The 23,286-nt window shown below is 61.0% G+C and carries 16 protein-coding genes and 2 pseudogenes; 10 read left to right on the plus strand and 8 right to left on the minus strand.

What is annotated here, in order from left to right:
- Nucleotides 1-22 precede the first annotated feature (22 nt).
- A pseudogene (locus C2U47_RS21965) lies at nt 23-145 on the plus strand (enoyl-CoA hydratase); the annotation flags it as partial.
- Between the two features lie 165 nt (nt 146-310).
- The gene (gene ybcJ / locus C2U47_RS21970) at nt 311-544 is read left to right on the plus strand and encodes a ribosome-associated protein YbcJ (RefSeq protein WP_103261908.1); all 234 of its coding nucleotides are present in this window, start codon (nt 311-313) and stop codon (nt 542-544) included.
- Between the two features lie 149 nt (nt 545-693).
- Here the strand turns inward: ybcJ and C2U47_RS21980 are convergent, their stop codons facing one another.
- A complete protein-coding gene (locus tag C2U47_RS21980) occupies nt 694-1,167 on the minus strand; it encodes a DUF4442 domain-containing protein (protein WP_010674883.1) in 474 nt (157 codons plus the stop codon).
- A gap of 426 nt (nt 1,168-1,593) precedes the next feature.
- Between C2U47_RS21980 and C2U47_RS21985 the strand changes: the two genes are divergently transcribed.
- Nucleotides 1,594-2,775, plus strand: a complete 1,182-nt coding sequence (locus C2U47_RS21985; RefSeq protein ID WP_045524570.1) for a hypothetical protein — start codon at nt 1,594-1,596, stop codon at nt 2,773-2,775.
- Between the two features lie 54 nt (nt 2,776-2,829).
- Here the strand turns inward: C2U47_RS21985 and C2U47_RS21990 are convergent, their stop codons facing one another.
- The 3 genes and pseudogenes from C2U47_RS21990 to C2U47_RS22000 all read right to left on the minus strand — a co-directional run bounded on the left by C2U47_RS21990 (nt 2,830) and on the right by C2U47_RS22000 (nt 9,364).
- Nucleotides 2,830-4,581: an ABC transporter transmembrane domain-containing protein gene (locus C2U47_RS21990; protein WP_103261909.1), complete on the minus strand. Its 1,752-nt coding sequence runs from the start codon at nt 4,579-4,581 to the stop codon at nt 2,830-2,832.
- Between the two features lie 109 nt (nt 4,582-4,690).
- A pseudogene (locus tag C2U47_RS21995) lies at nt 4,691-6,426 on the minus strand (ABC transporter transmembrane domain-containing protein).
- A 139-nt stretch (nt 6,427-6,565) separates the two neighbouring features.
- Nucleotides 6,566-9,364, minus strand: a complete 2,799-nt coding sequence (locus C2U47_RS22000; RefSeq protein ID WP_103261910.1) for a hybrid sensor histidine kinase/response regulator — start codon at nt 9,362-9,364, stop codon at nt 6,566-6,568.
- A gap of 153 nt (nt 9,365-9,517) precedes the next feature.
- Here C2U47_RS22000 and trxC point away from each other — a divergent pair, with 153 nt between their 5' ends.
- The gene (gene trxC / locus C2U47_RS22005) at nt 9,518-9,958 is read left to right on the plus strand and encodes a thioredoxin TrxC (protein WP_010674892.1); all 441 of its coding nucleotides are present in this window, start codon (nt 9,518-9,520) and stop codon (nt 9,956-9,958) included.
- A 154-nt stretch (nt 9,959-10,112) separates the two neighbouring features.
- Nucleotides 10,113-11,501, plus strand: a complete 1,389-nt coding sequence (locus C2U47_RS22010; RefSeq protein ID WP_010674893.1) for an SLC13 family permease — start codon at nt 10,113-10,115, stop codon at nt 11,499-11,501.
- Between the two features lie 48 nt (nt 11,502-11,549).
- Here the strand turns inward: C2U47_RS22010 and C2U47_RS22015 are convergent, their stop codons facing one another.
- On the minus strand, nt 11,550-12,887 hold the full coding sequence (locus tag C2U47_RS22015) for an IS4-like element ISAeme15 family transposase (RefSeq protein WP_041205253.1): 1,338 nt from the start codon (nt 12,885-12,887) through the stop codon (nt 11,550-11,552).
- Nucleotides 12,888-13,143: 256 nt separating this feature from the next.
- On the opposite strand from C2U47_RS22015, the gene C2U47_RS22020 reads away from it, so the two are divergent.
- Nucleotides 13,144-13,710, plus strand: coding sequence for a cytochrome b/b6 domain-containing protein (locus tag C2U47_RS22020; RefSeq protein WP_103261911.1), 567 nt, complete (start codon nt 13,144-13,146; stop codon nt 13,708-13,710).
- Between the two features lie 64 nt (nt 13,711-13,774).
- On the opposite strand, the gene C2U47_RS22025 is transcribed toward C2U47_RS22020, so the two are convergent.
- Both C2U47_RS22025 and C2U47_RS22030 read right to left on the minus strand, forming a co-directional pair.
- Complete coding sequence (locus C2U47_RS22025; protein WP_103243056.1) at nt 13,775-16,249, minus strand: glycogen/starch/alpha-glucan phosphorylase; 2,475 nt, start codon at nt 16,247-16,249, stop codon at nt 13,775-13,777.
- Between the two features lie 390 nt (nt 16,250-16,639).
- A complete protein-coding gene (locus C2U47_RS22030) occupies nt 16,640-16,837 on the minus strand; it encodes a DUF4250 domain-containing protein (RefSeq protein WP_005323525.1) in 198 nt (65 codons plus the stop codon).
- A gap of 234 nt (nt 16,838-17,071) precedes the next feature.
- Between C2U47_RS22030 and C2U47_RS22035 the strand changes: the two genes are divergently transcribed.
- Nucleotides 17,072-17,551: a cell division inhibitor gene (locus tag C2U47_RS22035; protein ID WP_103261912.1), complete on the plus strand. Its 480-nt coding sequence runs from the start codon at nt 17,072-17,074 to the stop codon at nt 17,549-17,551.
- A gap of 306 nt (nt 17,552-17,857) precedes the next feature.
- On the opposite strand, the gene C2U47_RS22040 is transcribed toward C2U47_RS22035, so the two are convergent.
- A complete protein-coding gene (locus tag C2U47_RS22040) occupies nt 17,858-19,381 on the minus strand; it encodes a fumarate hydratase (protein WP_039040872.1) in 1,524 nt (507 codons plus the stop codon).
- A gap of 210 nt (nt 19,382-19,591) precedes the next feature.
- Between C2U47_RS22040 and pabB the strand changes: the two genes are divergently transcribed.
- The 3 genes from pabB (at nt 19,592) to C2U47_RS22055 (ending at nt 23,086) form a co-directional block, all read left to right on the plus strand.
- A complete protein-coding gene (gene pabB / locus C2U47_RS22045; protein ID WP_103261913.1) occupies nt 19,592-20,962 on the plus strand; it encodes an aminodeoxychorismate synthase component I in 1,371 nt (456 codons plus the stop codon).
- A 43-nt stretch (nt 20,963-21,005) separates the two neighbouring features.
- Nucleotides 21,006-21,572 (plus strand): CoA pyrophosphatase, encoded by a 567-nt coding sequence (locus C2U47_RS22050; RefSeq protein ID WP_029314598.1) that lies wholly within the window; start codon nt 21,006-21,008, stop codon nt 21,570-21,572.
- Between the two features lie 215 nt (nt 21,573-21,787).
- Nucleotides 21,788-23,086: a serine/threonine transporter gene (locus C2U47_RS22055; protein ID WP_029314600.1), complete on the plus strand. Its 1,299-nt coding sequence runs from the start codon at nt 21,788-21,790 to the stop codon at nt 23,084-23,086.
- Nucleotides 23,087-23,286: the final 200 nt, after the last annotated feature.

Genomic DNA, 23,286 nt, shown 5'->3' on the forward strand with positions numbered 1-23,286 from the left:
TCGCCTGACCAAGCGCTTCGGCCCGGCGGAGGTGGAGGTGATTGCCCTTCGAAGCGACAAGCCCATCGCCACCCTGGCCACCCGCATCTTCACCCAGGGCGGCGCCCTCGCCGTGACGGGGGAAGCGGTGGTGAAACTCCCTTGAGCGCCAGTGGCCCCCAGAGACATAACCAGCCCGGTCGGGCTGGTTTTATTGCCTGTGCTCGCCCCTTTTTCGGGGCAATTCGGCCCGGACCCTTTCCCTGCCCCGCCTAACTGCCTAGAATGAGCCCCCGCTGTTTCAGCCATTCATCCAGCTAGAGGATTTCCCATGGAGACGTTTCTGCTCGAAGGTCACCCCTTCGTTGCCTTGTGTGACCTGATCAAGCATCAGGGTTGGGCCGATTGTGGCGGTGCCGCCAAGGCGCTGGTCGCCGAGGGCCTGGTGGAAGTGGACGGTCAGGTCGAGACCCGCAAACGCTGCAAGATAGTCGCCGAGCAGGTGGTCAACTTCAACGGCATGAAGGTAGTCGTGAAGGAAGGCATCAGCCCCGAGCTCCTCTGATCCTGACGCCCTGCCACGCAAGCGCTACCCAGCACAGTGGCCGAGCGGGCGGTCAACTTCAATGGCATGAAGGTGGTCGTGAAGGAAGGGATCAATCCCGAGATCCTCTGATCCCGGCTTGAACAAGGGCGCCAAGCGCCCTCTGGCCTTCAGCTGGCCTTGATGGAGAGGGTCAGCACGAAGCGGGCCATGGCCTCGTCGCCGTTGCGCGAAGGACAGGTGGCCACCACCTGGATGGGGCGGTTGATGCGCTGGCCGCTCGCCAGGGACTCGTCGATCATGGCGTCGATAAGCTCCCCCGCCGCGCAATCAAACTGCACGTCCCCCTCCGGGCGCTTCAAAAACTCCCCCTGCACATCCTTGAAGGCAAAATGCACCTTCTTGCGCCGCGCCCGCCCCTTCTCCATGACCAGGAGCCCCCCCACCAGGTCGGCACCGGTGGCGAGCGCCCCGAAATACATGCTGCCCAGGTGGTTACGGGTGCGCCAGCCCAGCGGAATGCGGATGCGCAGCGCCCTGGCGTCCATCTGCTCGATGACGGGGGCACAGAAACCAATGACGGGAATGTAGCGCCAGGCGAACAGACGCAGGGCGAGGTTGGCTTTGAGGCGTTGCAGGTCCATTGCAAACTGATCCGATGAGTGAATGTGACGCAAATGTTGCCAGCCTGCTTCCCGATAGACAAGCCTCCCGTGCCATCCCTGTGAGCGGGCCCCCAAAGGGTATTTGCAAAATTCATGCAATGGTCGGGTTCTATTTGCCTGGCAAATGATAAAACCGGCCTTTCCTGACCCCGGGTCGCCCCTCTCTTTCCCTTTTCCGATTTTTTCAAGGTCCCGCCCCGGATGACGGGACCATGACAGCCATATCCGAATGAAACACAACAAGAAATACTCCCCGTCAGGGGGCTAGCCCAGGATCCCGCCCCCGCCACTGGGATTATTCGCAGTAACCAAACCCCCACTCCCTCGCTAGGCTGTTGCTGGCCCGGAAGTAGCCACTCGGCACCGGGTCAACCCGTCTACCAATCTCACCATAAGGATAGAGAGATGAGTCACGTGCAACAGTTGTTCAACGGGGGCGAGAGCGCCGGTACTTTCCAGCTCAACTTCAACAACAACCGTGCCTACGAGCTGTTTGGCCGAGAGTACCTCAAGTGCTATGCCAACCTCAGCGCCAAGGGGAAGATGAGCAAGCCCCTGCCCACCGGGCCGCTGAGCTACACCGTCGACTTCGCCATGGATTGCGGCTGCAGTTCGGTGCTGTTTGACTTCAACCTCGCCTACAAGAAGACCTTCGGCAACCAGTTGCAGGCCCCCCTGTGGCGCGAGTCGGACTACGAGGCCGAGCTGGTGCTCTGCCAGCTGGTGCGCGAGGCACCGGCCAACCGCCTGAGCAACCATGATCAGTTCGCCGAGGCCGAGGCCTTCTTCAACGACGTCAATCTGCCCGACACCGTCCGGGCGGTGGGCAATGATCCCTATGCCGACAAGGACGGTCTGGTGGAGTTCATCGTGGCCAACGAGCTGCTGGACGATCCCGCCGTCATGGCCAAGCTGGCGGAACAGAAGGCCTACCTCATCGCCATCACCTCCGTGGTCACCGCCTACATCAACCGTTACGCCGAAGCCTATGGCGAGCAGTACAAGACGGACGCGGATCTCTGGGCCAGGGCCCTCTCCAAGATCCCCCTGATGGGGCCGAGCAAGATCGATCAGCAGAGCTACAGCCGCCACATCAAGGGGCTCAGCATCGCCACCGACTTCATCAACTTCATCATGGACGTGGTGGTGAGCCAGGGCACCACGGCGCTGGCCAGCTTCAACAAGTTCCTGCAAAAGCAGGGGGATGCCATCCGCTTCGGGGTGGAGAACAACAAGGACTTCTACAAGACCATCACGGTGGGGGTCACGGTGGAAGTGTTCAAGGTGGGCAACGAGCTGGTCTATGTGCCGAAGATCAAGCAGTACCGCGTCAACTTCGACCGCCAGAACAGCAAGTTCACCTCCGCCTGTGCCAGCGCCGAGTTCGTCGACATCTACTTCAACTACCTCTATGCCGCCAACGTGTTCGACTACGAGGCCCTCAAGGACCCCGAGATCAAGCGCGACTTCGACAACTTCATCCAGAAGCAGCGCAAGGCACAAATTGAAGAAGCGGATACCTTCTTCAACGATGACTTCCCGCCCCTGGAGCCCAAGCTGGTCAGCCGCAGCAAGGCCACGGTGTAACCCCGCCAGTCAAAAAAACAGCCGGCAGATGCCGGCTGTTTTTTTAGGTGGGCCTCAGGCCCGTTTCTCTTCAAGCCAGGCCCCCTGGCTCTGCATCTCGAACAGCTGGGCATAATGTCCTCCCAGCGCCATCAGCTCGCCGTGGGTACCGCGCTCGCTCACCCACCCGCGGGAGAGCAGCAGGATTTCATCGGCATCCACAATGGTGGAGAGGCGGTGAGCGATGGCGATGGTGGTGCGGCCACGGCGCGCCGCCGAGAGCGCCTGGGAGAGGGCGAGCTCGGTCTGGGAGTCCACGCTCGCGGTCGCCTCGTCCAGGATGAGGATGCGCGGATCCCCCACCAGGGCGCGGGCAAAGGAGAGCAGCTGGCGCTGGCCAGCGGAGAGGTTCTTGCCCCCCTCCTCCATCAGGGTGGTCAGGCCATCGGGCAGGCGGCGCACGAAATCGGCCAGCTGCACCTCCTCCAGGGCCTGCCAGAGCCGCCCATCCTCGATGCCGTCACGCCCAAGGCGCAGGTTCTCGGCCAGGGTGCCGACGAAGATGAAAGGATCCTGCTGCACCAGGCCGATGCTGCGGCGCACCGCCGAGAGGGCCAGGCCGTTCATGGGGTGATCATCAAAGTGGATGCTCCCCCGATCCAGGGGGTAGAAACCCATCAGCAGGCTGATGATGGTGGACTTGCCGCTGCCGGTGTGGCCCACCAGCGCCAGCATCTGGCCCGGCCGGGTGGCAAAGCTCACATCTTGCAGTACCTGCTGCTCCCCGTCGTAGGAGAAGCCCACCCCATCGAAGCGTACCCGTCCCTCCAGGGGGCGCACCTCCCCGTCGGTGCTCTCGCGGGTTTCATCGAGCAGGGCGAACACCCGCTCCCCCGCCACCATGGCCTGCTGCAACTGGTTGAGCTGGTTGGTCATCTCGATGAGGGGCTCGATCATCCGCCCCAGATAGCTGATGAAGGCGTAAAGCACCCCCACCTGGATGGCCCCCGCCGTGCTCAGCCCCTCGTGGGCAAACAGGGCCAGCAGGCCGATGAGCACCATCATGTAGAAGAGATCGATGAGGGGGCGCAGCAGGATGCCGTTGATCTTGAGGCTCTTGATCCGCGCCTGCCAGTGCTGCTGGTTCACCCCGGCAAAGGCGTTGGCGAAGTGGCGCTCCTGCACCATGGCCTGGATCACCGGCATCCCCTGCAACGACTCGTTGAGACGGCTGTTGATGTCGGAGAGCAAGGATCGGGTCGCCCGCACCACGGGCACGCTCAGTTTCTGGTAGAGCCACATCACGGCTCCCACCGCCGGCAGCAGGGTGGCGCACACCAGCATCAGGCGCAAGTCCAGCAGCGCCATGGAGAGCAGGATACCGCACAGGAGCACCACTTTTTGCACCAGGAGCCCTATCACCTGGACATAGAGGTTCATGATCGCCTCGGTGTCGTTGGTGATGCGGGAGATGAGGGAGCCCGAGCGGTGCTTGTCGAAATAGCGGGCAGGCAGGCGGATGGCGGTGGCGAACACCTGCTCGCGCAGACGCTGCACCACCGCCTGGGCGATACGGTTGAAGCGCAGGGATTGCAGATAGAAGCCGGCCGCCGACAACACCTGCAGCCCCAGATAACCGGCGGCAAGGGCGGCGATGATGCCCCACTCCAGCCGGCGCGGCGCCAGGTAGTCATCGATGAAGAGCTTGATGAGCAAGGGGCCCGCCACCTCGGCGCCGGTGGCGAGCAGCAGGCAGATGCCCGCCTGCACCAGCCAGCGGGGGTAGCTGGCGCAGTAGGCGAGCAGCCGTTTGATGGTTGGATTCACAGACTTGCCTCCAGCGCAACGTTCCACGGGAATTGACTCTCTTTGCTCCCCTCTCCGCTCGCGGGAGCCGGGCGGGGGGTGAAGGAAACCAGGGGCCTTGTCATCCTGTTCACAGGCTCTCCTCCACGTCCTGCTCCAGGCGCTGGTAGCGGACCATGTCCGCGTACCAGCCGTTCCTGGCCATCAGGGTCTCGTGACGGCCCCGCTCGCTGATCGCTCCCTGCTCCAGCACCAGGATCTCGTCCGCCTGCTCCACCGCCGTCATGCGGTGGCTCACCAGCACCAGGGTGCGCTTGTGGACCTTGAGGGCCAGCAGGATCTGCTGCTCGGTGTGGGCATCCACCGCCGAGAGGGCGTCATCCAGCACCAGGATAGGGGCATCCAGCAGCAGGGCGCGGGCGATGGCCAGACGCTGCTTCTGACCGCCGGAGAGGGTCACCCCCTTCTCTCCCACCTCGGTTTCATACCCTTTGGGGAAGCGACTGATGTCGTCGTGAACGCAGGCGATGCGCGCCACCCGCTCAATCTCCTCCCGGCTCGCCTCGGGGCGGCCCAGGGCGATGTTGGCCGCGATGGTGGTGGAGAACAGAAACGGCTCCTGGGGCACATAGGCAAACTGGCTGCGCAGCTCACCCAGCGACAGTTGCGAGATGGGCACCTCCCCCATGCGGATCTCCCCGGCCGTGGGGTTGGCCAGGCGCATCAGCAGCTTGAGCAGGGAGCTCTTGCCTGCCCCGGTACGTCCCACTATCCCCAGCATGGCGCCAGCCTGCAGGGTGACATCCACCCCCTGCAACAGGGTGCGCTGCTCCAGCCGGTAGCCCAGCCCCTGCACCCGCAGGGGAAAGGCCGAGGCCAGCGCAACGGGATGGGCCGGCTCCTCGATGTCGCTGCGCTCCCCCAGCAGGCTTTCGATGCGCGAGTAGGCGGCGCTGCCCCGCTCGATGATGTTGAACAGCCAGGCGATGGCGAACATGGGCCAGATGAGCTGGCCGAGGTACATGGTGAAGCTGGTGAGCTCCCCCAGAGTCAGCTTGTCTTGCAGCACCAGGGCGCTGCCCCCTGCGACCGCCAGAAAATAGGAGCAGCCGATGCACAGGTAAATCACGGGGTCGAACTTGGCGTCGATGCGGGCCACCGCCATGTTGCGCTCCCCCGCCTGACGGGTCAGCTCGGCAAAGCCCTCGTCCTCCAGGGATTCGACCGCGTAGGATTTGAGCACCCGCACCCCGGAGAGGGCCTCCTGGGTCTTGTTGTTGAGGCGGGAGAAGGCCCCCTGAGCCGCCTTGAACTCCTTGTAGATCTGGGTCCCGAAGCGGTTCATGAAGAAAGCCATCACCGGCAGGGGCAGCAGGGAGAGCAGGGTCAGCTGCCAGGAGTACTGGCTGCACATGATGGAGAGCACCAGGATGCCGACGATGAAGGAGTCCACCAGGGTCAGCACCCCTTCCCCTGCGGTCATCTCCACCGCCTGGATGTCGTTGGTGGCGTGGGCCATCAGATCACCGGTGCGGTGGCGCTGGTAGAAATCCGGGCTCATGCGGGTGAAGTGGCTGAACAGCCGGTTGCGCAGCACGTAGGCGAGCCGGTAGGAGGCACCGAACAGCATGACCCGCCACACATAGCGCAGCAGGTAGATAAGCAATCCCAGGCCCAAAAGCCCCGCCAGATAGCCGGTCAGGGTGCCGCTGTCCAGGTCACCCTTGGCGATGCCATCCACCACCCAGCCCACCACCTTGGGGGGATCACGGTCAACAGGGCCACCAGCATCAGCAGGGAGATGGCCACCAGATAACGCCGCCACTGATCCTTGAAAAACCAGCCAAGCCGCAAAAATACGCTCACAGAGAAGTCCTTGGTCGCAGCGCGCTGCCGCGTGATCATGAAGAGAAGCTCAATACAATCGCCCCCTGGCGGGGGCGAACGAGTGGGTCATCATAGCCTGAAGCGGGTGACTTGAGAACGATTGCTATCTTGCCCTCCCTCAGAGCCGCTTGTCGGGGGGCGAGAACGGGAAGGCGACCGACTCCTGCTGCTCTCCGGTGAGCAGGAAGTGGGAGACCTCCTCCCGGGTCTGGGTAAAGACCTGCTGCAACTGGTTGAGCTCCCCCTCGCTCAGCTCCTCCTGCAGCCGCAGCCGCCACTCCAGTTCCCCGGCCAGCAGTTGCAGGCGGGAGGCGGAGATGTTGGCCGAGACCCCCTTCAGGGTATGCAGCAAGCGGCACGCCACTTCGGGCTGCTGGCGACGCAGGGCGGTGCGGATGTCCCACAGATCGTCCTTGTGCTCGGAGAGGAACAGCTTGAAGAGGATCTGCAGCGCCTCCCTGTCATGCTCCAGCCGGCGCAGGGCATCCTCCAGATCCAGCACGCCCATGAGGGCCGGCGGCTTGACCTCGATGGGCACCTTGGGCTCCCCGCCGCTGCTCTTCACCCATTGCAGCAGGTTGTTGTAGAGATCGAGCTTGCTCACCGGCTTGGTGACATAGCCGTTCATGCCGACGCCAAGGCAGCGCTCCCTGTCCCCCGGCATGGCGCTGGCGGTGAGGGCGATGATGGGCACATCGTGCTTGTCCACCATCTTGCGGATCTGGCGGGTGGCATCCAGCCCGTCCAGCACCGGCATCTGCAGATCCATCAGGATGACGTCAAACGGCTGCTCCGCCACCTGCTCCACCGCCTCGCGGCCGTTGTCCACCACGGTGACCTTGGCCTCCACCCGGCGCAGGTACTCCAGAATGAGCTGCTGGTTGACCCGGTTGTCCTCGGCCAGCAGCACCCGGGTACCGCGCAGCAGCTCCCGGAACTGCTGCTGATCCCCCTGGGCCTCCGCCTGGCGGACCTTGCTGTCATGGGAGCTGCCGTTGAGCAGTTCGTCCACCTTGGCCAGCAAGGCGTTTTCGGTCATGGGTTTAGCCAGGAAATGGGTCAGTCCCATGCTCTCCATCCGCCCGTGCAGCCCCTCCCTGGACCAGGCGCTGGTCATCAGGACAGGCAAGCGCCGCCACTGGCTGTGCTGGTACATCTCGAGGGCCAAGTCCAGGCCATCCTCCTGACCCATGCGCCAGTCGAGGATGGCGAGGCGGATGTGATGCCCCTCTTCCCGCAGCACCTGACGGGCGCGGGAGAGGCTGTTGACCGTGATGACGGACGCCCCCGCCCGCCCCAGGATGTCCTTGGCCAGCTCCAGCACCAGCTCGTTGTCATCCATCATCAGGATCAGAGGCTGGTGATCGAAGAAGACCCGGCGCCCCGAGACCCCGTACACCGCCTGGGAGATGGGGATCTCGAACAGGAAGGTGGAGCCCACCCCGGGCTTGCTCTGCACGGTGATCTCCCCACCCATCAGTCCCACCAGGCGCTGGGAGATGTTGAGGCCAAGCCCGGAGCCGCCATATTTGCGGGTATTGCCCGCCTCCAGCTGGGTAAAGGGCTGGAACAGCTGGGCCTGCTTCTCCGGGGCGATGCCGATGCCGGTATCCCGCACGCTGAAACAGACCCGCATGGGATGCTGGCTGGTGAGCGTAATGGCCACCTCCACCTCGCCCCGCTCGGTGAACTTGATGGCATTGTTCACCAGGTTGACCAGCACCTGACCGAGGCGCAGCGGATCCCCGCGCAGAAAGTCGGGCACGGCGGGAGACTTGTTGATGATGACCTCGATGTGCTTGCGCTCCGCCAGATCCGCGAACATGGCGGCGAGGGAGTCGAGCTGCTCGCTGAGATCGAAGTCGATCTCCTCCAGGGTCAGCTTGCCGGACTCCACCTTGGTGAGATCCAGGATGTCGTTGATGAGCAGCAGCAAGGTGTCCGACGAGGATCTGATCTTGTTGAGATAGTCCCGCTGCTGGGGATCCAGACTGGTTTGCAGTGCCAGGGCGCTGAAGCCGATGATGGCATTCATGGGGGTGCGGATCTCGTGGCTCATGTTGGCCAGGAAGTCGCTCTTGGCCTGGGCCAGCAGCGCGGCATGGCGAGAGAGCTCGCTCAGCTTCTGGTTGCGACGCCACAGGGTCGCGGCCACCAGCGAGAAGCAGAGCAGCGCCCCCCCCAGCACCATCAGGTAGAAGCGGCTCTTGAGGGAGGAGGCCCGCTCCAGCTTGCTCTGCTTCCAGGCGGGCAGTGAGCTCAGCCCCTTCATCTCCACCACCTGATTGCGCAGGCGATGGTACTCCATCACCTGCTGATTGAACTCCTGGCCCAGCCGGACGAGGGCCGTGACCCTCGGCTGCTCGCCATAGCGGTCAAGCAGGTGCTGCTGGAGTTGCAACAGTTGCCGCTGCTCGTTCTGATCCCAGCTGCGTCGGAGGTAGTGGTGCAGGCGCATGAGTTCGGTAAGGTCGCGGTACTGCGCCTCACCGACCGGCAGGGTGCCTTGCAACGCCTTGAGCTGGCCCTGGAAGCGGGGAGCCAGATACTCGATGGTCATCTCCATGGTGTAAAGCCTGGCGAGATCCAGCAGATAACCGTCGATGTCCCGCTGCAACGCCTGGGAGCCGGGGTCGTCCACCGACTCCGGATCCTCGTGCACCAGCCTGACGAACCTGTCCAGGTGACTGGAAAGCAGGCTCAGACGTTGCTGTACGCTGCCATCGCTGGCCTTCGCGCGCCCCAGCAGATAGACGGTATCGGTATTGACCCGATTGAGCACCATCTCAGCCGCCACGCTCAAATCGAAGGCACGCTGCTGCTGGCTGAGCAACTGCCAGCAATAGGCAGAAAAGCCCACCAGCGATACGATGATAAGGCCAAAGACAACACGATTGCCCCGTGCAACACTCTTCATCCCGTCTCGATTCTCATGTCATGGTCGGCCATCCGGTGACATCAGGTCACGGCCGGAGGCCAACTGTGAAAAACCACTGAGTGCTATGTTACCGTTAGTCGGCGCTCTGATTGCAATAAAGATGTTGCCGGGCCATGAAATAAGGAAGCAATTATGTCACTTGTCACCACCTATTGTAGCCAATGCTTTACCCGCAACCGCCTGCCTGTCGAAAAAGCAGACTCAAACGCGAAGTGTGGCCGCTGCCGTCACGCCCTCTTCGAACAAACCCCGGTGGCGGGGCGTCAGGCCAGCTTCGATGCCCTGATCCAGTCCGACATCCCGGTGGTGGTGGACTTTTGGGCAAGCTGGTGTGGCCCCTGCCTGCAGTTTGCCCCCGTCTTTCAGGAGGTCGCCCGGGAGCTTGAGCCCCGCCTTCGCTTCGTGAAACTCGATACCGAGCAGGAGGCCGCCATCGCAGGTCGCTATGGCATTCGCAGCATTCCTACCCTGATGGTCTTCCAGCGGGGGGAGATCCTGGCACAGCGCAGCGGCTCCCTGCCCAAGAGCCTGTTCAAGGAGTGGCTGCTCTCCTTCACCTCCCCTGTCAAATGAAAATAAAATGTTTCATTTCTGTTTGATTGAAGATCCATCTTCACTTGACTCTGTGAGTCGCCACATGATTTGACCATATCCCCCTGTTTCAAACAGGGGGATATATGTAACCTCGGCATCACAACAACAACCATAAATTAACCGAGAGAACGTTATGCACACATCGGCTGTACCTCCGACTCCCCCCTCACGCTGGCTGGACATCAAGTCCGGGATCGTCATCCTGGATCTGCTCCTGCTCTGCGCCATGCTGGCATGGCTCCCGTTTGACCCCATGGTCAACAAGGGGCTGGCCATCCTAATCTTCATCGCCATCCTCTGGCTGACCGAGGCGGTGAACATCACCATCACTGCCATCTCCATCCCGGTGCTCGCCACCCTGCTCGGGGTGTTCGACATGAGCAAGTCGCTGACCGACTTTGCCAACCCCGTCCTGTTCCTCTTCTTTGGCGGCTTTGCCCTCGCTGCAGCCCTCTCCAAGCAGGGACTCGACACCCAGATCGCCGGCAAGGTGATGCAGCTCGCCAAGGGACACCTGGGCTGGGCTTCCATCGTGCTCTTCACCATCACGGCCGCCCTCTCCATGTGGATCAGCAACACCGCAACCGCGGCCATGATGATGCCGCTGGCCCTCGGCATGCTGAAAGGGCTGGACGTTCACAAGGAGCGCCGCACCCTTGTCTTCGTGCTGCTTGGCGTCGCCTATAGCGCCAGCATCGGTGGCATCGGCACACTGGTGGGCAGCCCCCCCAATGCCATCGCCGCCGCCCAGATGGGCTTGGGCTTCACCGACTGGCTGGAGTTCGGCATCCCCGTGGTGATCATCTTCATGCCGGTAGGCATCGGCCTGCTCTACTGGGTGACCCGTCCCAATCTCTCCCACCAGGTCAGCACCGAGCAGGTCACCATCGAGTGGACAGGTCAGCGCAAAGTGACCCTGGCCATCTTCCTGACCACGGTGCTGCTGTGGATTGGATCCCAGCCTCTTGCCAAGGCGCTGGGCGGCATTCCCCAGTTCGATACCCTGATCGCCATGGGCGCCATCCTGGCCATCGCCGTCAGCCGCGTCGCCAGCTGGGATGACATCAACCAGAACACCGACTGGGGCGTGCTGCTGCTGTTCGGGGGTGGTCTCACCTTGAGCGCCATCCTCAAGCAGACCGGGGCCAACGCCTTCCTGGCGGAGCACCTCTCCAGCGGCCTCTCCTCCATGCCCATCTTCGTGATCCTGCTCTGCCTGGCCGCCTTCGTGGTGTTCCTGACCGAGCTGGTCTCCAACACCGCCACTGCCGCGCTGCTGGTGCCGCTGTTCGCCGGGGTGGCCGAGGCACTGGGGGTCTCCCCCATCGTGGTCTCCGTGCTGATCGCCGTCGGCGCCTCCTGTGCCTTCATGCTGCCGGTGGCAACGCCTCCCAACGCCATCGTCTTCGCCAGCGGCCATATCCAGCAGCGGGAGATGATGCGGGCCGGCCTGGTACTGAACCTGGTGTTCACCGTCATCCTGACCATGCTGGCCTATTTCATGGGGGATATCCTCCACTGAGGTTCGCCCCCTAATGCCCCTCCAAGCCCCGCATCGCCGCAATGCTGTTCACTTAAGCGGAGCCGCATTGCGATTTACCGGAAAACGGGTCTTTGATATCTTCACCGCCCTGGGTCTCGATGGCCTGGGGCGTTTTTCTATGAACATGACGCCTATGCAGCCCCGCAACTCCGCCAACCTCCGTGGCGTATGGGCTGGCGATAACGCGCCCGCCATCACTGCCATCTGGTTCGCGATGAACTGACAGGCAAACTTAAAGCTCACCTCATTGGGCGCTCGCTGATGGGCTACGGCGGCCTGGCTGGCCTCCCGCCTGACCAGATTGTATCCAAGCAGCAATCCCCACAGCTCCTGATAGACCAAGTCCACTTTCTTGCTTCTCAGCGTGATGGCGTTGTGCTGCATCGCGCTTTTGATATCCCGGTATCCCAGCTCGATTTCCCAGCGCTCGTGGTACAGGGTCGCCACCTGAGCTGCACTGAATCGCGCCACGGGCAGGGAGGTAAAGACCGTTTTCTCCTTGCCTGCCACCTCATAGGTCACTGCGCGAACTTGCCAGTGTGTCGGCAACGCCGGGTTTTTCTTGCGAGCCTGAGGCGAGACCGTCATTTGCAACAGACGGTCACCGTCGCCATAGCGCTCAAGTTCCGTGTATACCAGCCCCTTGCGTTCCGGGATGAGCCAGTGACGGTCGGTGTCTTCGGCCTGAATACGCAGCAACAGGTCGGCACCGAAGAAGCCTTTATCCAGCAGGGTCACTGACTTGTCCGGCAATGAGTGAATGAACTCGCTGGCCAGGGGGATTTCCCCTTTGCGGTACGGGCTGATGGCCGCGTTGGCAATGACATGCGAGCGGACATTCATGAGCGTGACCAACCGCAGCATCGGGTAGGGTGTCTGCCGGTTGGTTGAGGTGTTACCCGAGCCGAAATGTGCTCTGAGTTCAGGCATATCCTGGGTTCGGAACAGGGCCCCATCGATGGCAAAGACCTGTAAACCGTGCCAATGGTCTTCAGGATAACGTTCCCGCCCCCACACATCGGCGCACTGTTTGAACAGCCACTCGAGCGGCTGTTTGCCGAGTCGCTGACGGGCCTGAGACAGGGCACTGTCCGCGAGCAAGGCATCATTGGCCAACCCTTCTGCACAGATGTTGAGGCGCCGAGCGACCTCGGAGATGGGCTCATTGCGGAAAAAGGCCATCCCCACGACGAGCCACAAGACCATATCAGAAGGTAAGCGGCGTCGGCGGATAGTGGCCTTTTCAGACAAGGCGGCAGCGGCAGTAATCCATTCGTCGGGAATATGGTCGGCAAAAATGGCCAGCCGAGCCAGCATGTCGCCAGATGCCTCAACAACATCGTTCAGATCGTTTGCAATAGACATAAAAAAATCCGGAACCAGTGATTGGTTCCGGATTGTCCTACAGCAGAAGGATCGGTCAATGGATCCTTAACTGATCAGCATTGCCGCATCGCCGGGGCTTTTTCTCGCCCCGAAACCACCGCACTCCCTACCCGCGACATCACGGCGACATTAACTTGCACTTAAGAAATCGCCTCCATGATGCTGACAACGGCCATCACGCAGCCATGGCTGACGATGGCGATGATCATGGACATCACGACAAGGGGATCACCTCATGGGTAAGACGATGCAGAACAACCGTGAAATCAAGGTATGGGATCCGGTGGTCAGGGTATTTCACTGGGCCACTGTGCTGTTGTGCGTGCTGAATCTCTTCATCATTGAAGAGGGGGCGCGCAACCACCGCTATGCGGGATATACGCTGGCCGGACTGCTGGCACTGCGCATCGTATGGGGATTCATCGGCTCCTATCATGCCCGCTTCGCCCAGTGGCTGCCGACACCGACCGGCGTCATCACCTATCTCAAGGAGACGATCAAGGGGCGCCACCCCTACTACGCCGGCCACAATCCTTTGGGGTCCTTGATGATACTGCTGCTGTTGACCTGCCTTGTCGGCACCGCCGCCAGCGGGATCATGACCGAATACGGGCCGCTCTCCGGCACCCATCGCATGGAAGAGATCCACGAGTTCTTTGCCAAGGGGCTGCAGGTGGCCATCTTCGTCCATGTACTGGCCGTCATCGCCCTGGATCGTCTGGTACGGGGTGATCTCGTCAGGGCGATGATCACCGGCAAGAAACGGGTGCCGGCGGACACCCGGGTGGTCGACAGGCCCTGAGCCTCCCTCAGCCCGACAGATGAAAAAAAACCCCGCATCGCGGGGTTTTTCACAGGAGCAGACATCAGCCGACGCTGCAGCTCGTCAGTTTCCAGATCCGGTCTACGTAATCCTGGATGGAGCGGTCGGAGTTGAACTTGCCCATGGTGGCCGAGTTGATGATGGCTTTCTTCGCCCACAGGGCCGGATCCCGGTACCAGGCGTCGATCAGCTTGTGCGCCTCGGAGTAGGACTCGAAATCCGCCAGAGTCAGGTAAGGGTCTCCCCCTTCCAGCAGGGAACGCTTGATGGAGGAGAGCTCCCCCGGGCGACCCGGCGTGAAGTAGTCGGTATCAAACCAGTCCAGCACGGCTTTCAGTTCGGAGTTGGCGTAGTAGAAGTCATACGGGTTGTAGCCGCGCGACTTCAGGGACTTCACCTCGTCCACGTTCAGACCGAAGATGGCGCAGTTCTCGGCCCCCGCCTCTTCGGCGATCTCGATGTTGGCCCCATCCAGCGTCCCGATGGTGATGGCACCGTTCAGCGCCATCTTCATGTTGCCGGTACCGGAGGCTTCGTAACCTGCGGTGGAGATCTGCTCAGAGACATCCGCCGCCGGGATCAGCTTCTCGGCGAGGCTCACGCGGTAGTTCGGCATGAACACCACTTTCAGCTTGCCCTGGATACGGGCGTCGTTGTTGACCCGCTCCGCCAGCTTGTTGATGGCGTAGATGATGTCCTTGGCCAGCTTGTAGCCGGGCGCCGCCTTGGAGCCGAAGATGAACACCCGCGGATGCATGTCATAGTCCGGGTTCGCCAGCAGGCGACGGTAGAGCGCCATGATGTGGATGAGGTTCAGCTGTTGACGCTTGTACTCGTGCAGACGCTTGATCTGGACGTCGAAGATCGCCTCCGCGCTCACGTCGATACCGGTTTCCGCCTTGATGACCTTGACCAGCTTTTCCTTGTTGTGGCGCTTGATGGTCATGAACTGCTGCTGGAACGCCTTGTCGTCGGCAAACTTCACCACGCTACGCAGCTTGTCCAGTTGCAGCGGCCACTCCTTGCCCACCACCTCGTTGTAGAGTTCGGCCAGTTCCGGGTTGCAGGCCAGCAGCCAGCGACGGGGAGTCACGCCGTTGGTGACGTTGCACATCTTCTCGGGCCACAGCTCGGCATACTCGGGGAAGAGATCTTCCTTCACCAGCTTGGAGTGGATCTCGGCCACGCCGTTCACCTTGGAGGAACCGATGACGCACAGGTTGCCCATGCGCACCTTGCGCACGTCACCCTCTTCGATGATGGAGAGCTTGGCCTTGATGGCATCGTTGCCCGGCCACTTGGGCTCCACCAGCTCGTTCAGGAAACGGGCGTTGATTTCGTAAATGATCTCGAGATGGCGCGGCAGTACCTTCTCGAATAGGCTGACGGACCACTTCTCCAGCGCTTCCGGCAGCAGGGTGTGGTTGGTGTAGGAGAAGACCTGATAGCAGATGCCCCAGGCGGTATCCCAGTTCAGCCCCTCTTCGTCCACCAGCACGCGCATCAGCTCGGGGATGGCCACGGTGGGGTGGGTATCGTTGAGCTGGATGGCGATTTGCGCGGCAAAGTTGCTGAAGTCACTGCCATGCACCCGCTTGTAGCGACGCATGATGTCCTTGATGGAGCAGGCGCAGAAGAAGTACTGCTGGATCAGGCGCAGCTCCTTGCCGGCGTCGGTCTCATCGTTCGGGTAGAGCACCTTGGAGATGGTCTCGGCCTGGGCCTTCTCGGCCTGGGAGTCGATATAACCACCGGCGTTGAACACGTCCCAGTCGAAGAACTCGGAGGCGCGGGATTCCCACAGACGCAGGATGTTGACGGTGTGACCACCGAAGCCGACCACCGGAATGTCCCAGGGCACCCCTTTGATCTTGCGACCGGCGTGCCACACCTTCTTCAGGCCACCCTTGTCACCAAAGACGGTCTCCACGTAGCCGTAGAGCGGGATCTCCTGCACCGATTCCGGGCGGCAGATCTCCCAGGGGTTGCCATATTCGCGCCAGGAGTCCGGACGCTCGATCTGACGGCCATCCTGAATTTCCTGACGGAACAGGCCGTGCTCGTAGTGGATGCCATAGCCCACCGCCGGGTAGTTCAGAGTGGCCAGGGAATCGATGAAGCAGGCAGCCAGACGACCCAGGCCGCCGTTGCCAAGGGCCATGTCAGGCTCTTGTTCACACAGATCGGTCAGTTCCAGACCGAGTTCACCCAGCGCCTCTTCACAGACTTTGTAGAGGGAGAGGTTGTGCAGGTTGTTAGAGGTCAAACGCCCCATCAAAAATTCAGCAGAGAGATAGTGAATCGCACGAGTATCTTTCTTGAAGTGAGTCTGCTGAGTACGGGTCAGGCGCTCGTACACCTGTTCATTGACGGCGGCAGCGGTCGCTTTCCACCAGGCATCCGGAGAGGCTTTCTGTTCGCTTGTACCCAAGGTAGAACGCAGGTGACGCACGATACTCGCCTTGAGCTGATCTTTATCCAGTTGGAGATCCTGGTCTGTCTTCTTCTTGGTAGCCATAAACCATTTTCCTTCGTTACAAATAAAAAATGTCATCCCATCGGGGGGACCGGCGCTGTTATCTCAGAATATGCTCCGGCGGGGGCATACTAGCTAAAGCCAAGGGTTTAAAAGTTAACGTGAGTCACACTTTAACGCATAAAAATGACAGTTTCACCATGAAAACCCTTTCCTTAAGCCAGTCTGAATAAAATATAAATTTCGTTTTAAATCATGGTGATACATGAAAACAAAAAAGATAGTTTCATGAATAGGTTTTCAATGATTGCCTGTGACTGAAAATACGTGAAAATAATCGCCAACTAGGGAGAAATTGAAAGCGCTTTCAATTCACACCTCCTCGTCAGGTAATAAAAAGGATGCCCCAATCGGAGCATCCTTTGATTTCAATTAACCATGTGCCTTGAACTGATTGCTCATAGGGTCGTAGTGATACCCGATCTGTTGCAGACGGGTAGCCAGCTGATCTTCTGTCATGTCGTAGTAAGCCAGCAGCTCTTCCAGACCATCACACTCCAGCCGCAGCTTCTCGTTGATGATCCCGAGCAGAATGTTCGCATCCAGTCGTTGCAAGGTACTGACGTCCATCTCGCTCCCTCCTCTCCCCATACAGGACTGTATAACCATGAGCGCCGACCCGAAGTTTGTCTACAGGTTAAAAAACACCCTGTATAAGGAAGATATAAATATTCTTTTTAATCATGGAGTTAAAATCATCCCCTGTTAATCGGCTCACACTTTTAGCCACAAATGACTTGTCACTCCTTGCGAACAGAACTACTGTATACGCATACAGCATGGTTATTCATACAGGAACGACATATGAGCCAGCCCCTGAGTCTTTGCCCCCCTTCCTCCTCTGCCGGTCTGATCACCACCTGGCCCACTCGCCATCAGAGCAAGATGGGACAAGAGCAGCGGCGCGGCCCTCTCCATCAGGAAGCGCCGCTGCTCGATGCCCTGGGGCAACTGAGTCAGTCTGACAGTGGCTGGATCCTTCTCGTCGCCCCGCCAGGTCTGCCCGCCGCCGCGCAATTGCAGGCCAGAGGGATCAATCCTGCCAGGGTGCTTGTCGTGCACGCCCCCAAGATCAAGAATTGGCAGCGCCTGCTGGAGCAGAGCCTGATGAATGGTCACTGTGCCGCCGTGCTAACCTGGCTGCCCGAACAGGTCGCTCTGGACCGGAGCACATTGAGCACCCTGGGCCAACGTGCCGGTGTCCTGACCCGCTTCTTCGAGCCCTCAACCCCTCTGGGTGGGGCACTGAGCTACGGCGGCCAGGATATCTACCTGAACCACTGATCGCCCCTTCGGCGTAACAGCCAATGCGCCGGCATTGCCCACCGGGTTATCCAGGCTTCCGACCCGGGATGCCATGACGACAAAGACAAAGCAGCACAGCAGCACAGCAGCACAGCAGCACAGCAGCACAGCAGCACAGCAGCACAGCAGCACAGCAGCACAGCAGCACAGCAGCACAGCAGCAGTAAATTTGCTCAGGCCCAGACCGTCAAATGGGGCCCGTAAAAAAGGCGACCCGAGGGTCGCCTTTCAACATGCTGCTGTACGGGGGCTAATCGCTCTCCGTTTGCATCGAAGTCCGATTGATCAAGCCAGCTTGGTCTCCAGCTCGGCAATCTTGGCGGACCAGTAGGCCGGGCCGGTCTCGTGGATGTTGTTGCCCTGGGAGTCGACCGCCACGGTGACCGGCATGTCTTCCACCTCGAACTCGTAGATGGCCTCCATCCCCAGATCGGCAAAGGCCACCACGCGCGCCTTCTTGATGGCTTTCGCCACCAGATAGGCGGCGCCGCCCACCGCCATCAGGTAGACAGCCTGGTGCTGCTTGATGCTCTCGACCGTCTTGGGGCCGCGCTCGGACTTGCCGATCATGCCGATGAGGCCGGTTTCTCCCAGCATCATGTCGGTGAATTTGTCCATCCGGGTGGACGTGGTGGGGCCAGCCGGGCCGACCACCTCGTCACGCACCGCATCGACCGGGCCCACGTAATAGATGAAGCGGTTGGTGAAATCGACCCCTTCCGGCAGTCCTTCACCTTTTTTCAGCATGTCGGCGATGCGCTTGTGGGCGGCGTCGCGGCCGGTCAGGATCTTGCCGGAGAGCAGCACGGTATCACCGCTCTTCCAGCTGGCAAGCTCTGCCTTGGTGATGCCATCCACGTTGACCCGGCGCACATTGCCACCGGACTCACGGGTGATCTCCGGCCAGTCTTCCAGCCTGGGGGGTGTCAGCTCCGCCGGGCCGGAACCATCGAGTTCGAAATGCACGTGACGAGTGGCGGCGCAGTTGGGGATCATCACCACGGGCTTGGAGGCGGCGTGGGTCGGTGCGGATTTCACCTTCACATCCAGCACCGTGGTCAGGCCGCCCAGCCCCTGGGCACCGATCCCGAGCTTGTTGACCTTGTCATAGAGCTCGACCCTCAGCTTCTCTTCGGTGGTCTCGGGACCACGGGCAATCAGCTCCTGGATATCGATGTGCTCCATCAGGGCTTCCTTGGCGAGCACCGCCGCTTTCTCGGCGGTGCCGCCGATGCCGATGCCGAGCATGCCGGGCGGGCACCAGCCAGCCCCCATGGTCGGCACCGTCTTGAGCACCCACTCCACGATATCGTCGGAGGGGTTGAGCATCACCATCTTAGATTTGTTTTCGGAGCCGCCGCCCTTGGCCGCGATACTCACTTCCACCTTGTCGCCGGGGATCATGTCGATATGCACGACAGCGGGGGCATTGTCTTTGGTGTTCTTGCGGCTGCCGGCCGGATCCGCCAGCACGGAGGCGCGCAGCGGGTTGTCCGGATTGGTGTAGGCGCGGCGGGTGCCCTCATCCACCATCTCCTGGACCGTCATGTCGCTGTCCCACTGTACCTGCATACCGATCTTGACGAAGCAAGTGACGATACCGGTATCCTGACAGAGCGGGCGATGACCTTCGGCAGACATGCGGGAGTTGATCAGGATCTGGGCCAGGGCATCCTTGGCGGCCGGGTTGATCTCGCGGTCATAGGCGGCCTTGGCGGCCTGCACGAAATCGAGGGGGTGGTAGAAGGAGATGTACTGCAGGGCGTCAGCAATGGAATCGATAAAGTCCTGTTTTCTAATGATGCTCATATCATCCTCACTGGTCCTTGTTATCGCTTGCGCGAGCAAGGGCTTCCATATGAGCCGGGCCTTCGGCAGGTGGCAAATGCACCTGGAGCCGGCAGACTGCGGCGTGTTTTTATAACGGTGTTTTTCTTAAAAATGCTGGCGGCCATGATACGCTTGACCACCCGAACCGGCTAGGGAGCCGGGCGCAAACTGTTGCCTATGTAACAAAAAATGAAACCAAGACTGCATATCCACCATTTCGACCCGCAGGCCTCGCACCACACCTGGTTTGCCTGCCTGCAACACCAACCCTGGGCCATCCTGCTGGAATCCGCCGGCCCCCTGGGGGCTGACAACGGTTTTGACATCATCAGCGCCGATCCGCTTGCCACCCTGGAAACCCGGGGTACCAGCACCTGCCTCACCCGGGATAACCACCAGCACCATCATGACGGCGATCCCCTCGCCCTGCTCGCCAAGACCCAGCAAGCCCTGCTTGGGGAGCGCGTTGAGGATGACTCGGGATTGCCGTTTATCGGGGGAGCCCTGGGACTCTTTGGCTACGATCTGGGCCGACGATTCGAGCGTCTGCCCGCAGTGGCGCAACAGGACATCCAGGTGCCCGACATGGCGGTCGGGATCTACGACTGGGCGCTGCTGCGAAATGTCGCGACGGGACACTGGCAACTGGCCCACTGGGGTGATGAAGCCGGCCTCGCCCGCAGGCTCGACTGGCTGATGGCGCAGCGCGAACGAACCACCCTCCCCCTTCGCCTGACCGGCCCCTGGCAGAGCAACATGACGCGGGCCGAATACGGAGACAAGTTTGCCCGTATCCAGGCCTATCTGGCGGCGGGGGATTGTTACCAGATCAACCTGACTCAGCGCTTCAGCGCCCCTTATCAGGGGGATGAATGGTCCGCCTATCTCGCCCTGAGCGCCGCCAACAAGGCGCCGTTCTCCGCCTTTGTCCGCCTGCCGCACAGCGCCATTCTGAGCCTCTCCCCGGAGCGTTTCCTGCTGCTCGACAAGCGCCATATCGAGACCAAGCCCATCAAGGGCACCCGGCCTCGCCACCCTGATCCCGCCCAGGATGCCAGGGTGGCCGAGTCGCTCGCCAGCGCCGACAAGGACAGATCGGAGAACCTGATGATCGTCGATCTGCTGCGCAACGACATCGGCCGGGTGAGCCGGCCGGGGTCGGTCACGGTCACGCACCTCTTTGCTGTGGAATCCTTCCCGGCGGTGCATCATCTGGTTTCCACCATTCACGGAGAACTGGATGCTCGCTGGCAAGAAGTGGATCTGCTGCGGGCCTGCTTCCCCGGCGGCTCCATCACAGGGGCTCCCAAGATCCGGGCGATGGAGATCATCGAGGAGCTGGAACCGGTGCGGCGCAATGCCTACTGCGGCAGCATCGGTTATCTGAGTCAGCACGGAAGGATGGATACCAGCATCTGCATCCGTACCCTGATCGCCGAAGCCGGTCAGCTGCACTGCTGGGCGGGGGGCGGCATCATCGCCGACTCCGATCCCGACGCCGAATATCAGGAGACCTACGACAAGGTGGCCCGCATCCTGCCACTGCTCGATGCCCTTTGACCCCATCCGGCCCTGCGGGGCCGACACAAGGAGACCCATGGAGATGACGAGCGCCGAGCTGCTGACCCGCTTTTTGCTGCAGCGCCCCGCCCCCGCCCATCGCCTGGCACTGGCCGGGCTCAAACCTGCCGCCGTGTTGATCCCCCTGGTGGAGCGCCCCGAGGGCCTGCACCTGCTGCTGACGCGCCGCAGCGCCGCCCTGCGCCACCACCCGGGGCAGATCAGCTTTCCCGGCGGGCGCCAGGACCCGGAAGACCGGGACCTCATTCACACCGCGCTCAGGGAAACCGAGGAGGAGCTTGGCATTCCCCCCTCCCAGATCCGGATCATCGGCAGCCTCACCCCTCTCAATACCGTCTCACGCTACGATGTGCTGCCGGTCCTCGCCATGCTCGACCCAGGCTACGGGCTGACCCTGAGCCAGGACGAGGTGGCCCAGGCCTTCGAAGTCCCCCTCGCCCACGTGCTGGATCCGGGGCAGCACATAGCCCTGAGCCTGCCAAGGGCGGACGGACGTCACACCATCTATTGGATCCCTTGGGAGCAATCTTTCATCTGGGGGGCCACTGCCAGCATGATCCGCCAGCTTGCCCAACACATCTCGACATAACATTTCGACAACATGATGAGGTGGAAAATTATCCAGTTAACATTCAAATAACACTGCATTTGATAAATAAATTTTGATTTTTTATTCTTTTGATCACATTTCTACAAGAAAGTACGGGTTTTAGCCGCACAAAGGTGAATTTGATCAACATTTTTGATTAAAAAGAAAGTATTCTTGCGCCGACTAATTAAAACCACACATTCGGGGTGAGACACATGTCCAATACTGTCACTGGCGCACAGGATGTTGCAGCCGCACAGGAGCAAGGAATCAGCTCGGTCCAATCTCGCGGTTGGAGTAAACAAGACACCACCTGGGTGATCAGCCTGTTCGGTACCGCCGTCGGTGCAGGTATCCTGTTCCTGCCCATCAACGCCGGCATGGGTGGCTTCTGGCCGCTGGTAGTGATGGCGCTGCTGGTCGGCCCCATGACCTACCTGGCACACCGTGGTCTGGCGCGCTTCGTGCTCTCCTCCAAGCAGCCCAATGCCGACATCACCCAGGTGGTGGAAGAGCACTTCGGCGTGGGTGCCGGTAAATTGATCACCCTGCTCTACTTCTTTGCCATCTACCCCATCGTGCTGATCTACGGCGTGGGCATCACCAACACGGTGGAAAGCTTCCTGGTCAACCAGTTGCAGATGACGCCGCCCCCGCGCTGGATCCTCTCCATCGTGCTCATCATGGCCATGATGTCCGTGATGCTGGCTGGCGAGAAGCTGATGCTGAAAGTGACCGAGTTCCTGGTCTATCCGCTCATCGCCATTCTGGCGGGCATCTCCCTGTACCTGATCCCGGACTGGACCGGTGCGGCCCTGAATGAAATGCCGAGCACCAAGGATTTCGCCACCACCCTGTGGCTGACCATCCCGGTGCTGGTGTTCTCCTTCAACCACAGCCCGGCCATCTCCAGCTTCGCCCTGGCTCAGCGCCGTGATCACGGTGAGCATGCCGTCGCCAAGTCCGACGCCATCCTCAAGCGCACCGCCATCATTCTGCTGGGCTTCGTGATGTTCTTCGTCTTCTCCTGCGTGATGAGCCTGACGCCGGCCCAGCTGGCAGAAGCCAAGTCCCAGAACATCGCCGTGCTCTCCTACCTGGCCAACCAGCATGCGAGCCCCATCATCTCCTACTTCGGTCCGCTGGTTGCCTTCGTGGCCATCGTCTCCTCCTTCTTCGGCCACTATCTGGGTGCCCGTGAAGGTCTGAAAGGGATGATCGTCCAGAACATGCGCAGCTCCGGCAAGGCACCGAACCACAAGAAAGTGGAGCTGTTCATCATCGCCTTCTTCATCCTGACCCTGTGGGGCGTGGCCGTGATCAACCCCTCCATCCTCGGGATGATCGAATCCCTGGGTGGCCCCATCATCGCCACCATCCTGTTCCTCATGCCCATGTACGCCATCAAGCGCGTTCCGGCCATGGCGAAATACCAGGGTCAGATCAGCAACGTCTTCGTGGCGACCATGGGCCTCATCGCCATCTCCGCCATCCTCTATCAACTGGTCGGCTAAGCCTTCCTGCGATACCGTCGGGCCAGCATCTGGCCCGGCGCCTCCCACAGCCCGGCAGATCTCCTCTGCCGGGCTGTGTTCGTTATGATCATCAGACACTGGACTCAGATGATCAGAGCCCCTCAGATCAGAGACAGCCCTTTCATCCACTCTCTTTCCCCTTGGTGACAGCTTGCCGCTCATATTCCTTTCCCTATGGC

Source organism: Aeromonas sp. ASNIH7 (assembly GCF_002903485.1).
Classification (GTDB): Bacteria; Pseudomonadota; Gammaproteobacteria; order Enterobacterales; family Aeromonadaceae; genus Aeromonas; species Aeromonas caviae.

Coding starts and splice junctions, on each gene's coding strand:
- trxC (WP_010674892.1), top strand. CDS start 9,518: ATGTCACTTGTCACCACCTATTGTAGCCAATGCTTTACCCGCAACCGC.
- C2U47_RS22030 (WP_005323525.1), bottom strand. CDS start 16,837: ATGGACGTCAGTACCTTGCAACGACTGGATGCGAACATTCTGCTCGGG.
- C2U47_RS22025 (WP_103243056.1), bottom strand. CDS start 16,249: ATGGCTACCAAGAAGAAGACAGACCAGGATCTCCAACTGGATAAAGAT.
- C2U47_RS21985 (WP_045524570.1), top strand. CDS start 1,594: ATGAGTCACGTGCAACAGTTGTTCAACGGGGGCGAGAGCGCCGGTACT.
- C2U47_RS22015 (WP_041205253.1), bottom strand. CDS start 12,887: ATGTCTATTGCAAACGATCTGAACGATGTTGTTGAGGCATCTGGCGAC.
- C2U47_RS22035 (WP_103261912.1), top strand. CDS start 17,072: ATGAGCCAGCCCCTGAGTCTTTGCCCCCCTTCCTCCTCTGCCGGTCTG.
- C2U47_RS22050 (WP_029314598.1), top strand. CDS start 21,006: ATGACGAGCGCCGAGCTGCTGACCCGCTTTTTGCTGCAGCGCCCCGCC.
- C2U47_RS22000 (WP_103261910.1), bottom strand. CDS start 9,364: ATGAAGAGTGTTGCACGGGGCAATCGTGTTGTCTTTGGCCTTATCATC.
- C2U47_RS22020 (WP_103261911.1), top strand. CDS start 13,144: ATGGGTAAGACGATGCAGAACAACCGTGAAATCAAGGTATGGGATCCG.
- C2U47_RS22010 (WP_010674893.1), top strand. CDS start 10,113: ATGCACACATCGGCTGTACCTCCGACTCCCCCCTCACGCTGGCTGGAC.
- C2U47_RS22040 (WP_039040872.1), bottom strand. CDS start 19,381: ATGAGCATCATTAGAAAACAGGACTTTATCGATTCCATTGCTGACGCC.
- pabB (WP_103261913.1), top strand. CDS start 19,592: ATGAAACCAAGACTGCATATCCACCATTTCGACCCGCAGGCCTCGCAC.
- ybcJ (WP_103261908.1), top strand. CDS start 311: ATGGAGACGTTTCTGCTCGAAGGTCACCCCTTCGTTGCCTTGTGTGAC.
- C2U47_RS21980 (WP_010674883.1), bottom strand. CDS start 1,167: ATGGACCTGCAACGCCTCAAAGCCAACCTCGCCCTGCGTCTGTTCGCC.
- C2U47_RS22055 (WP_029314600.1), top strand. CDS start 21,788: ATGTCCAATACTGTCACTGGCGCACAGGATGTTGCAGCCGCACAGGAG.